The 11789-nt window shown below is 33.5% G+C and carries 12 protein-coding genes; 5 read left to right on the top strand and 7 right to left on the bottom strand.

Annotated features, from left to right (window positions below; all coding sequences use genetic code 11):
- Positions 1-99: 99 nt before the first annotated feature.
- The 7 genes from thiL to K8V80_RS02740 form a co-directional block, all read right to left on the bottom strand.
- Positions 100-1137 carry a thiamine-phosphate kinase gene (gene thiL, locus K8V80_RS02770; protein WP_006744168.1) on the bottom strand — a complete coding sequence of 346 codons (1038 nt, stop codon included), beginning with the start codon at positions 1135-1137 and terminating at the stop codon, positions 100-102.
- A 7-nt stretch (positions 1138-1144) separates the two neighbouring features.
- Entirely contained in the window at positions 1145-1951 is an 807-nt protein-coding gene (locus K8V80_RS02765) for a purine-nucleoside phosphorylase (protein ID WP_006744169.1), read from the bottom strand.
- Complete coding sequence (lpxK, locus tag K8V80_RS02760; RefSeq protein WP_276775309.1) at positions 1923-3023, bottom strand: tetraacyldisaccharide 4'-kinase; 1101 nt, start codon at positions 3021-3023, stop codon at positions 1923-1925. Before lpxK ends, K8V80_RS02765 begins: the two co-directional genes overlap by 29 nt.
- Positions 3024-3048: 25 nt before the next feature.
- Positions 3049-4824, bottom strand: coding sequence for a signal peptide peptidase SppA (gene sppA / locus K8V80_RS02755; RefSeq protein ID WP_276775308.1), 1776 nt, complete (start codon positions 4822-4824; stop codon positions 3049-3051).
- 513 nt (positions 4825-5337) lie between these two features.
- Positions 5338-5973 (bottom strand): DUF4840 domain-containing protein, encoded by a 636-nt coding sequence (locus K8V80_RS02750; protein ID WP_276775307.1) that lies wholly within the window; start codon positions 5971-5973, stop codon positions 5338-5340.
- A gap of 347 nt (positions 5974-6320) precedes the next feature.
- Positions 6321-7316: a GGGtGRT protein gene (locus tag K8V80_RS02745; protein WP_006744173.1), complete on the bottom strand. Its 996-nt coding sequence runs from the start codon at positions 7314-7316 to the stop codon at positions 6321-6323.
- A gap of 22 nt (positions 7317-7338) precedes the next feature.
- On the bottom strand, positions 7339-8040 hold the full coding sequence (locus K8V80_RS02740) for an iron-sulfur cluster assembly scaffold protein (protein ID WP_276775304.1): 702 nt from the start codon (positions 8038-8040) through the stop codon (positions 7339-7341).
- A 275-nt stretch (positions 8041-8315) separates the two neighbouring features.
- Here K8V80_RS02740 and K8V80_RS02735 point away from each other — a divergent pair, with 275 nt between their 5' ends.
- The 5 genes from K8V80_RS02735 to K8V80_RS02715 all read left to right on the top strand — a co-directional run bounded on the left by K8V80_RS02735 (position 8316) and on the right by K8V80_RS02715 (position 11654).
- Complete coding sequence (locus K8V80_RS02735; protein WP_006744175.1) at positions 8316-8819, top strand: DMP19 family protein; 504 nt, start codon at positions 8316-8318, stop codon at positions 8817-8819.
- 98 nt (positions 8820-8917) lie between these two features.
- Positions 8918-9652: a hypothetical protein gene (locus K8V80_RS02730; RefSeq protein WP_006744176.1), complete on the top strand. Its 735-nt coding sequence runs from the start codon at positions 8918-8920 to the stop codon at positions 9650-9652.
- A 2-nt stretch (positions 9653-9654) separates the two neighbouring features.
- Positions 9655-10230, top strand: coding sequence for a YIP1 family protein (locus K8V80_RS02725; protein ID WP_276775301.1), 576 nt, complete (start codon positions 9655-9657; stop codon positions 10228-10230).
- Positions 10231-10246: 16 nt separating this feature from the next.
- Complete coding sequence (smpB, locus tag K8V80_RS02720; protein ID WP_006744178.1) at positions 10247-10699, top strand: SsrA-binding protein; 453 nt, start codon at positions 10247-10249, stop codon at positions 10697-10699.
- 13 nt (positions 10700-10712) lie between these two features.
- The gene (locus tag K8V80_RS02715) at positions 10713-11654 is read left to right on the top strand and encodes a nucleoside recognition protein (RefSeq protein ID WP_006744179.1); all 942 of its coding nucleotides are present in this window, start codon (positions 10713-10715) and stop codon (positions 11652-11654) included.
- Positions 11655-11789 lie beyond the last annotated feature (135 nt).

Here is an 11789-nt window from a genome sequence, read left to right as displayed (position 1 = left end):
GCAAATATAGGTAAATAAATTTGATCTACAAATAAATTTTAAAAGAAAGGAGTAGAAAATGTTGACATTTATTTTCTACTCCTTTTAATTGTAGTATAACTATTTGTTTATTAAAGGGTTCCATCCTTGCGCTTGGAGCTCTAATTCTTTACCATCTTTTGTGATTAAAGCGGCACTTAAGTCTTTTTTAGTAATATGACCTAGTAATTTAACTCCAGGAATAGAACTTATCTTTTCGTGATTAGCTAGAGGCACAGTGAATAACAACTCGTAATCTTCTCCTCCATTAAGAGCAGCTGTCATAGGGCTCATCTGTAACTCTTCTGCCATAACTGCTGTTTGATAATCTATAGGAATATTTTCTTCATAGATTCTACAGCCTACTTGGCTTTGGTTGCAAATGTGTAGTAATTCAGAAGATAATCCGTCTGATATGTCCATCATTGAGGTAGGTATAATTCCAGCCTTATCAAGAGCTTCAATAATATCTTTTCGAGCTTCAGGTTTGAGTTGTCGCTCTAGGATATATTCTTTACCCGCAAAATCAGGTTGAATATCATCTGCTTTACTTGTTCTAAATACTGCTTTTTCTCTTTCTAGAAGCTGTAAACCCATATAAGATGCGCCTAGGTTTCCTGTAACACATACAAGGTCTGTTTCTTTTGCTCCATCGCGGCATACGATTTTATCTTTGTCTACTTCTCCGATACAGGTAATGCTAATTGCAAAACCAGTAAGAGATGACGTAGTGTCGCCACCTACAATATCTACTCCATAGTTTTCACAAGCCAATTTGATTCCACTAAAGAATTCATCTATATGCTCTATTTCAAAGCGTTTAGAGATTGCAATAGAAACAGTAATCTGCTTAGGAGTACCGTTCATAGCATAGATATCCGAGAAATTGACTACAGCAGATTTATATCCCAAATGTCTGAGGGGAGTGTACACTAAATCAAAGTGAACACCTTCCATTAGCATGTCTGTAGTAACTAAAATCCGTTTGTCAGATGGATAAGAAAGAACAGCAGCATCATCACCCACTCCTTTAATAGAAGATGAGTTAACTAGTTTTATGTCTTCTGTAAGCCTCTTAATCAGTCCAAATTCACCGATAGTTGATATTTCTGTTCCCATCCGTTATTTAAGCTCTGTTGATAAGTTCACGCATAATAGCTGTCATTTTTGGCTGAGCAGCATCAGCAGCAATCTGTACTTCTTCGTGAGAAGCTTCAACGATCTTTCCTTCAACACCTAAGTCTGTAATTACTGAGCAACCAAATACACGGATACCAGCATGGTTTGCTACTATAACTTCAGGAACAGTTGACATACCTACTGCATCAGCACCCCAAATGTGGAACATTTTGTATTCAGCAGGAGATTCAAATGTAGGTCCTTGTGTACCTAGATAAATTCCTTCTTTGACAGTAATCTTCATTTCTTTAGCTATTTCTTTAGCTTGGTTAATAAGACCTTTGTCATAAGCTTGGCTCATATCTGGGAAACGATCGCCATATATGTTCTTACCTCTTAGTGGATGTTCTGGGAAGAAATTGATGTGATCTGTAATAATCATTAAGTCGCCAATTTCAAAATTAGGATTCATTCCACCGCATGCATTCGATACAAATAGAGTTTTGATACCTAGTTCTTTCATTACTCTTACAGGGAAAGTAACTTCCTTCATAGAGTAGCCCTCATAGTAGTGGAAACGGCCTTGCATAGCCATAATATCTTTACCTCCAAGTTGTCCAAAAATAAGTTTTCCGCTATGACCTTCTACTGTTGAAACAGGGAAATTAGGGATTTCAGTATATGAAATTTCATATTTGTTTTCAATCTCATTCACAAGGCTTCCTAAGCCAGTACCTAAAATAATTGCAGTTTCAGGTTTTGTAGTCATCTTGTTTTTAAGGAAACTAGCAGTTTCTTTTATCTTCTCTAACATAGTCTAAAATATTTTGATTAAATACTGATTGTTTTTCTTGTAATATTTCTATCTCAATAGGGATAGCATATATACAATCTTTTATATCTGAGCTGAGATGAGGATTACTTAATAATCTCATCGCATCTTTTTCTGTAGTTATTATGAGCTTATTATCACCTGATAATGATGAAAATTTATCTTCAATATCTTTAATATCTCTAGTTGTAAAATCGTGATGATCTTTATAGCTCTGATATGTAATCGTATCGGAATACTTTTTTAATTCGTCTTGAAGGTAGATTGGGTTGGCAATACCAGTTAATAATAAAAGGCTATCATAGGAGCTAAGACTTTCTAAGTCTATCTTTTGGGCTTTATCTTCCTTAAATACAGGATATAAATTTCCATACTTAAAGGTAGAAAAGTATAATTTTTGAAAAGGGTATAAATCTAGTCTTTTCCCTATAATATTAAAGTCTATTGGCTTTATATCGTCTGGGCATTTGGTAACAATAACTATATTTGCTCTTGTTTTGCCAGATATTGGTTCTCTTAGCAAACCAGAGGGTAAAAGTTTGTCATCGCAGATTAATCGATGATAATCTGTAAGCAATATATTTAAACCCGCTTTTACATACCGATGTTGGAAGGCATCATCTAGTAAAATGGCTTCGACTATTGGATCTTTACTCTTTATTAAATGTTCAATACCTCTTCTTCTATCTGCATCAACAGCTATCGTTGCATTTGGGAATTTTTGCTTAATCTGAAAAGGTTCATCTCCTATGTCTTCAGCAGTGCTTTTGGCAGATGCTAATACAAATCCTTTTGTTTTTCGTTTATAGCCTCTACTCAATACTGCTGTGTTATGTTTTTCAGATAACAAAGACAGAATATATTCTGTATGGGGTGTTTTACCTGTTCCACCTACAGTGATGTTGCCAATACATATTATAGGTAGCTTATAGGTTTGCTGTTTTAAAATATTCCAGTCGAAGAGTTTATTACGTAGCCTAACACCTATTCCGTATAAAAACGAAATAGGACTAAGCCATTTTTTTATTTGTATGTGATGATTCTGATTGTTCATCTAAAAGATTATTCTTGTTATATGCTTATTGAAAATTTAGAATATAGGGGAGTCTTGCTTGTAAGAAAGAATCTTCTGAAAGACGTTCTATATATTCAGCTTGATTAAATAAGTCTTTAAATTTACTGTTTTCTATGTAAGTTTTCACCATATCTTGTGAAGTCATTTGCAGAAGTTGTTCAAAGAAGTCTGGTTGTGTAGGGTAAGTTCTTACATTATAGGTAGTAAGACCTGCCTTAGATGCTGCATATTCTAAAGCATCATTTAGTCCTCCTAGTTCATCTATAAGTCCGATTTCTTTAGCTTTAGCACCGGTCCATACTCTACCTTCAGCAATTTTGCGAATTTCTTCTTCTGAGATACCTCTACCATCAGCACATCTTTTTATGAATAGACCATAGCCTTCTTCAATATAAAACTGTAGTAGTTGTCTTTCATCTGCATTGAAATTTCTGAAGATGCTACCAAAATCTGCATGTTTATTAGTTTTGACTACATCAAAGTTGAGTCCTACTTTATTTGCTACTTTTTCAAAGCTAGGAATCATGGCAAAAATACCGATTGATCCTGTTAAGGTAGTAGGTTCTGCTATAATATGGTCGGCAGCTGCAGATATATAGTATCCACCCGAAGCTGCATAATCACCCATAGAAACAATTACTGGCTTTTTAGCTTTAAGATCTACTACAGCTTTCCATATTTGTTCAGAAGCATAAGCACTGCCTCCTGGGGAGTTGACTCTAAGTACAACAGCTTTGATGTTTTCGTTTTCCTCTAATTTCTTTAAATCTTTTACAACAGATTCACCAACAATAGCAGAAGCAAACTTGTTGCTTGCATCTACAATATCTCCTTCAGCATAATATATAGCGATGTTTCCATCTTTCTTTTTTGTTTGATCTTTCGGGATGAATACATGTTTCATTTTTTTGAATGAAATGTAATTTGCTTTTTCTCCATTAAGTTTTTCTTTTATAGCATTCTGAACATCATAGCGGTATGAAAGCTTATCTACCAAATGATTGTTTAAAGCAAACTCTGTGGGCTGAAAAAGTACCATCTTATCAGCATATTCTTGAAGTTTTTCTTGTGAGATATTACGAGCAGTAGATACTCCTGATACAATATGTGACCAAATATCATTTAGAAAAACAGAAACTTGTTCTTTGTTGGCTTGGCTCATTTTTGTTTCTGTATAAGGCTCTACAGCAGATTTATAGGTACCCACTTTAAAAATCTGCATATCTACACCTATGTTTTTTAAAAGAGTAGTATAAAACATAGGTTGTGCAGCTAATCCTGCCCATAGAAGTCCTCCTTTAGGGTTTAGATGTACCTCATCAGCTACTGAAGCCAAATAATAAAGTCCTTGTGTGTATTGATCTGCGTATGAAATAATAAATTTTCCTGATTCTTTAAAATCGATAAGTGCTTTTCGAATTGCTTCGAGTGAGGCAAAAGAAGCACTCAAGTTTTTTGCTTCAATATATATACCTTTGATATTAGAATGATTTTTTGCTTTCTTTATTGAACTTAATAGATCATTTAGTCCCACAGAACTTTGGCTAGAATTAAGTGGATTTATGTCAAAAAGATCAGCTAGAGGGTTTTCTAATGCTCTTTCACTAAGAGTCCCTTCTAGTTTTAGCTCAAGAACAGATGATTCTTTTACAATTACGTCTTTGTCTGAAGACGAAATAATACTACCTATTACTACAGAAAACAGGAAAAAGAACAGTAAAACTCCAGTAAGGAATAATCCTGTTATTGTGGCTAATGTGTATTTAAGAAAATCTTTCATAGTATATTATTTTGAACAAATATTTTCAATATAAGCAAAGATAAAGAAAGGGTATGACTTTTTCTATAAAAAGGAATCGATTTTGTAACAATTCGCTAGTATATTAATCCTAAAAGCTCAATAGATGTCAGTCATCAATCCTTAATAATTAAGATAAATGATTATTTCATGTTTTTTTGATCCTTTAAGAAGATTCCTATTAGATTTGTTTTTCGATAGGATTGTTTCATCAACACTTGTTCTTCTAGGAGTTGAATATTATTTTTTATTCAGATAATACTAATGAGTTTTATTTGATTTTTAAATTATAGGGATACTAATATGATAAAGACATATCGGTGTCATCGTATCATCATGTCGGTGTCATGATGATACGATGACACCGACATGATATTCTCATACACCTATGTGTTTACACTGTTTTAGCAGCAAGATTTACTCTAAAATACAAAGAGGATAGCAAGATTCAATATCTTACTATCCTCTTTATTTATGAATTTTAAATCAATAAAATTATTTAGTAATTTTTTCAAAACTAAAGTTATATATACCTGATTTTGTTGGCTCAGTTGGAGTCGAATCTTCTTTTGCTTCTGGTTCGGCAGGAGTGACTTTTTCTGCTTTATAAGATAATTTGAATGTGATTTTTCCAGTATTTTCACTTTTAGCATAAAGACCTAACTCTTCATTATCATCTAGTGCAATTTTAATAATCACACCATTTTCCAAAGGTATTTCAATATCTTCAGTGTCAACATCAAATTTAATTTGTTGTTCCTCTTCTAATATTTCTTTCGTTTCAAAAGAAAAGTTCTTTTCTAAATTACCTATTTCTTCAAGAACAGCATCAGCTTCTTCTGCTGTTTCATATAAACTATATATGATATCTTTAATTGGGAAATTGTTAAATTTTAGTTCTTTATCTTTTGTAACAACGAGTGTTAGATCTTTAGCTGGTTGTTCAGATTCGTCAGCTCGTGGAGTTAGAACCGTTACAGATCCGTTATAAGTACCTGGCATACCCATTAATTCTTCAATACCCGGAGCTACTGGATCATCATCGTCATCAGAGCATGATGCAAATCCTACACTTAAACAAAGTACAGCTACAGCAAATAGAGTTTTATGAAAATTTTTTAAAGATTTCATTTTTGTAATTTTTATGGTTTAAGAAAATTTTTGTGAGCTGAATTCAGTTCTGTATTTTAAATCGATTTCAATAGTAAAATGCATTCGGATGATAATTACTGCATCTAAATAAGAAAAAAGATATAAAAAATATAATGTATAAGTCTGTAATATATCTTGTTTCTATTTTAATACGTTGATTATTAGTTGTATATGTATTGTTGGTATCTTTAAAATAGTTGATGTGAAAAAAGATTAATCAATTATTATTCACACTGATGAATAATAATTGACTGTGAGGATCTGGAATAAAAAAAGGGATATTCCATGGAATATCCCTTTTACATATCTATATAATGAATAAATTCTTATAAGTGTGTAGCAACGTCTACTGCAACAGCAACAGTACATCCTACCATTGGGTTGTTACCCATACCTAAGAATCCCATCATTTCTACGTGAGCAGGTACAGAAGAAGAACCAGCAAACTGAGCATCAGAGTGCATACGTCCCATAGTATCTGTCATACCGTATGATGCAGGACCTGCAGCCATGTTGTCTGGGTGAAGAGTACGGCCAGTACCACCACCAGAAGCTACAGAGAAGTATTTCTTACCTAACTCCATACATTCTTTTTTGTATGTTCCAGCAACAGGGTGTTGGAAACGAGTTGGGTTAGTTGAGTTACCTGTAATAGAAACGTCAACACCTTCGTGATGCATAATAGCTACACCTTCTCTTACATCGTCAGCACCGAAGCATCTAACTTTTGCACGAGCGCCGTTAGAGTATGCGATTTCTTTAACTACTGTAAGTTCTGAAGTATAGTAATTAAATTCAGTTTCAACATAAGTGAAGCCATTAATACGAGAGATGATTTGAGCTGCATCTTTACCAAGACCGTTAAGAATACAACGAAGTGGTTCTTTACGTACTTTGTCTGCTTTTGCAGCAATTTTAATTGCACCTTCAGCTGCTGCGAATGATTCGTGACCAGCTAAGAATGCAAAACATTTAGTTTCTTCGCGAAGAAGACGAGCTGCTAGGTTACCATGACCGATACCTACTTTACGATCTTCTGCAACAGATCCAGGGATACAGAATGCTTGAAGACCAATACCAATAGCTTCAGCAACTTCTGCAGCATCTTTGCAACCTTTTTTGATTGCTATAGCAGCACCTACTACGTATGCCCATTTAGCATTTTCAAAGCATATAGGTTGAGTTTCTTCACAAGTTTTGTATGGATCGATACCAATACCAGCACAAATAGCTTTAGCTTCTTCGATATCTTTAATTCCGTTAGCGTTTAACGCTGCGTTTATTTTTTCGATACGACGATCGTAACTTTCAAATAATGCCATAATTGTTTTCCTCCTTAATTGATTAGTCTTGACGTGGGTCGATGAATTTAACTGCACCAGTTTCTTCAGTGAAGCGACCGTATGTACCGGTAACTTTTTTCAAAGCTTCGTTAGCATCTGTGCCTTTTTTAATCTCATCCATGAATTTGCCCATGTGTACAAATTCGTATCCGCAGATTTCATCATTTTCATCTAATGCGATAGTCTTGATGTAGCCTTCAGCCATTTCAAGGTAACGAGGACCTTTAGCTAATGTACCATATAAAGTACCAACTTGGCTACGTAGACCTTTACCTAAGTCTTCTAGACCTGCACCAATTGTTAGACCGCCTTCAGAGAATGCTGATTGGGTACGACCATAAACAATTTGTAGGAAAAGTTCACGCATTGCAGTATTGATAGCATCACAAACTAAGTCTGTGTTTAATGCTTCAAGAATAGTTTTTCCAGGAAGGATTTCTGAAGCCATAGCTGCAGAGTGAGTCATACCAGAGCAACCTATTGTTTCAATAAGTGCTTCTTGAATGATTCCCTCTTTAACATTTAATGTAAGTTTACATGCACCTTGTTGAGGAGCACACCAACCCACACCGTGAGTTAAACCTGAAATGTCAACAATTTCTTTTGATTTTACCCATTTACCTTCTTCAGGAATTGGAGCTGGTCCGTGGTTTGGACCTTGTTTTACAACACACATGTGTTCCACTTCGTGTGAATAAGTCATAATTAACTCTATTTATAATTATATATTAAAAATATGTAGCCTGTTTTAATATGTCGTTTTGAATGGAACACAAAGGTAGTTGTTTTATTTTTCAATACAAATTGAGAAAAGATACTTTTTTGAAACGTTAAACCTTCAAGCCTATAAGACTTTAATATTGTAATATAGAGTTGCCAATTATGGCTTGTTAGCATATTAATTTACACTCTTTTTATTTGAAAATAGGAGACAATGACTTGAAAAACATTTATCTTTGCTACAAAATAGAAATAAATATGGTTGAAATAAAAGAGAAGGATATTCAGAAAGCTGCAGCTGAGGGTATGGATAGCTTTTTGAGAATTTTTACGGATAGCTATAAAGCTGCTCTTTTAGGAGAATTAACCTCTGATAAAATGGGTGCTTTAAATGGAGATCAGCATACCTTATTGGCTTATCATTACTTTTTAGATGAGGTTATGGTTGGAGGATTTTGTCAGCTGATTCAAAATGGATATGGACCTTATATCTTTGAGAATCCTTTTGCTAAAGCAATGCGTCTTTGGGGATTGAAAGATTTTTCAAAGTTAATATATAGGGCTAAAGAAATTTATGACGTTCATAAAGTAGATTTGGTAAAAGAAAGAACTGAAGAAGAATTTATGGCGATGTATGAAGAATATGAAGCTTTTGATGAAATAGAAGAAACGTTTTTTGAAGAGGAAGAATTAATTACTACACTCATAGCGAGCTATGTAGATGATCATATTGAAGATTTTGCAACTATAGTTAAAGAATAGATGCAGTATTTAAGTTCTCTTATCATTTAATAATTATAGAACCTTGAAAAAGGAGAAGTAAGTATTAAAAATATAATTGAATTTAAATATCGTGTATCATGAAAAAAACTAGTATTCTTCTTACTCTAGCACTTAGCTTCTTATTAATATTTACAACGTCTTGCTTTGATTCCAATAGTGGTGGGACAAGTATAGATGGGGGTGAATTTATGACAATAGTCAACAATGGCCTTTATGTTGAAGACTTGTTAGGAGATAGCGGTAATAGGTATTCTGCTATTAACTCGGAAGTGCTTCAATTAAAAAATGAAGCTGGAGAAACAGTTATTCCAGAAAGAGCTATCATTTATTTTTCTTATGTGGATGAAGTGCAAAAGACTAGAAAAACAACTCAAATTAAAATTGAGCAATTTCAGTTGATCCCTGTATTGGATTTTAATTTAAAGTCAGATACATTGGATCTAAATGAAGGTGATTTTACTCCTTTTGCAGATGTAGTAAAACCATGGGGTATTCATAATTATATCACTGTTGGTGTAAGTTTCTACTATGATAATATTAACGCTCCTGTTATGAAGGATTTTTCGTTATTCATTGAAGAAGCTAAAGATAATACCTTAGATTTGCGTCTTGTAGATACTAGAAAAGAGGTAAATGGAAGTATTGGTTCTAATCAGTTATCTATGAACCTTAGTTATCGAGTACCCAGAGAGTATCTTATGACTAAATATCCTGATTTAGACTTGTCAGACTCTATCAGTGTAAAAATTAAAACAAATAAACTTGGCGAAGGAGACAAGGATTTGCCAGAGTTTAAGATAAAAATAGATTAATTTTGGACTATAAGAATTTATTTAAACGTATTCTATTATTATTAACCAAACCTATTCAGGCTTGGAAAGAAATTAAAAGTGAGGGTAAACAAGAGGTGTTGACATCTTTTGTTTACCCTTTGCTTGCTATATCTAGTTTATCCGTATTTCTGGGTAGGCTATTTAGTAGTGATGCTGAGAAAGCATATGGAGTGTTTCAAGATGCTTTAACTTATTGTTGTACCATCATTATCGCTTTATTTGGTGGAGTATATTTGTCGTGCTTTATAGTAGAAAAAATACTTTCAAATGCATTCTCTATTGAAGTAGATAGAACGATTAGTTTAAAACTAATTGGTTATAGCTTTGTTTTAATATTTTTACAGACTATAATAGTAGGAGTTCTTCCTGAATTAAGGTTGATAGCTTATATGATGCAATTTTATGCCGTGTATATTTTATGGGAGGGAATACCTTTATATATCAAGCATAAAGAAGAACTAAGGTTGAAAATCACATTGATCTTTTTCTTTTCAATTTTCTTTGCTCCTATGCTAATCCAATTGGTGTTTGGAAAGTTGATGAACTTTATGAATTAAGAATAGAATAAATCGAATGAAACAAAGTAATATAAATATAAAGAACAGGAGAGCTACTTTTGATTATGAAGTACTCGATACATATACCGCAGGGATCGTACTGACTGGAACAGAGATAAAGTCTATTCGTAATGGTAAAGCTAGTCTTGTTGATACTTTCTGTGTTTTTTACGAAGATGAACTGTGGGTTAAAAATATGCATGTAACTGAATACTTTTATGGTTCATTTAATAACCATCAGGTGCGTAGAGACAGAAAGCTCTTGTTAAATAAGAAAGAGCTTGAAAAACTGCAACGAGGAACAAAAGAAACTGGTAATACTATCGTGCCACTTCGCCTTTTTATCAATGAAAAAGGATTAGCCAAATTGGTCATTGCATTAGCTCGTGGTAAAAAGCAATATGATAAACGAGAGTCTTTGAAAGAAAAGGATGCCCGCAGAGAGATAGATAGAATGTTTAAGCAATAGAGCACCATAGATTATGAATCAAATAATTCAGAGACTCAAAAAAAGTGTCATTGATTCTCTTCCAAGATCGTATAAAACATGTGTTTGGTTATTGAAGATTATGTTGCCTATTTCTCTTGGCGTGCGTATTCTTGATTATTATGGATTCATTGAATATCTATCTACCTATTTACACCCATTATTCAATTTAATAGGGCTACCTGGTAGCCTCGCTATCATTTTTGTCACTAGTATTTTTGTTCCTCTGTACGGCTCAATTGCTGTGATGGCTTCTTTGAGTATGACACTTCGGGAAGCTACAATTATATCTATCATGTGCTTAATCGCACATAACCTTTTTGTAGAATGTGCTGTAACCAAGAAAACAGGATCTTCTTTTTCTTGGATGATGACATTACGTATCTCAATGGCTTTTGTAGTAGCTTATGTTTTGAATAAAGTACTTCCTGTGAATGATGCACCTTTTTTACTTTCTCAGCATGTAGAAGAGTATTTAAGTTTAACTGATGTTTTTAGCAGTTGGTTTTATTCATCCATTCAGCTTACTATTATTCTTGTAACGATCGTTACAGCTCTAATGATATTACAGAGAATTTTAATAGAGTTTAATTGGATAGAAAGAATCAGTAAACCTTTAGTTCCATTGATGCGTATTTTTGGATTATCAGATAATGCACCATTCCTATGGATTGTAGGTAATGTCGTAGGTTTAGCATATGGTGGAGCTGTTATGGTCGAGATGATTGAAGATGGTAAGGTGACAAAAAAAGAAGCTGACATGGTGAATCATCACATGGCAATATCTCATTCTCTTCTTGAGGATACGGTGTTGTTTGTGGCTTTAGGAATCAATATATGGGTTATAATCATAACAAGAGTGAGCTTCGCTATTATAGTAGTTTGGAGTAAACGATTATTTGATATTCTAAGAAAAGGGAAACTGAATAAAAGCTAGATGGGTACTTTCTGTTTGTATATCTCATACCGTGCTGTAATATCTCTAACAAAATTATAAGTTTCTATTCCACGAAAATATCCATATTTACAAACAGGGTCCGAAAAATATTCTCTATTACTTTTCAATAATATA

Source organism: Bacteroides coprosuis (genome assembly GCF_020741705.1).
In the GTDB taxonomy this organism is placed as follows: Bacteria; Bacteroidota; Bacteroidia; order Bacteroidales; family Bacteroidaceae; genus Bacteroides_E; species Bacteroides_E coprosuis.
The sequence above is the reverse complement of the archived record's forward strand: the minus strand, read 5'-3'. Positions and strand labels throughout refer to the sequence as shown.

Coding starts and splice junctions, on each gene's coding strand:
- thiL (WP_006744168.1), bottom strand. CDS start 1,137: ATGGGAACAGAAATATCAACTATCGGTGAATTTGGACTGATTAAGAGG.
- K8V80_RS02765 (WP_006744169.1), bottom strand. CDS start 1,951: ATGTTAGAGAAGATAAAAGAAACTGCTAGTTTCCTTAAAAACAAGATG.
- lpxK (WP_276775309.1), bottom strand. CDS start 3,023: ATGAACAATCAGAATCATCACATACAAATAAAAAAATGGCTTAGTCCT.
- sppA (WP_276775308.1), bottom strand. CDS start 4,824: ATGAAAGATTTTCTTAAATACACATTAGCCACAATAACAGGATTATTC.
- K8V80_RS02750 (WP_276775307.1), bottom strand. CDS start 5,973: ATGAAATCTTTAAAAAATTTTCATAAAACTCTATTTGCTGTAGCTGTA.
- K8V80_RS02745 (WP_006744173.1), bottom strand. CDS start 7,316: ATGGCATTATTTGAAAGTTACGATCGTCGTATCGAAAAAATAAACGCA.
- K8V80_RS02740 (WP_276775304.1), bottom strand. CDS start 8,040: ATGACTTATTCACACGAAGTGGAACACATGTGTGTTGTAAAACAAGGT.
- K8V80_RS02735 (WP_006744175.1), top strand. CDS start 8,316: ATGGTTGAAATAAAAGAGAAGGATATTCAGAAAGCTGCAGCTGAGGGT.
- K8V80_RS02730 (WP_006744176.1), top strand. CDS start 8,918: ATGAAAAAAACTAGTATTCTTCTTACTCTAGCACTTAGCTTCTTATTA.
- smpB (WP_006744178.1), top strand. CDS start 10,247: ATGAAACAAAGTAATATAAATATAAAGAACAGGAGAGCTACTTTTGAT.
- K8V80_RS02715 (WP_006744179.1), top strand. CDS start 10,713: ATGAATCAAATAATTCAGAGACTCAAAAAAAGTGTCATTGATTCTCTT.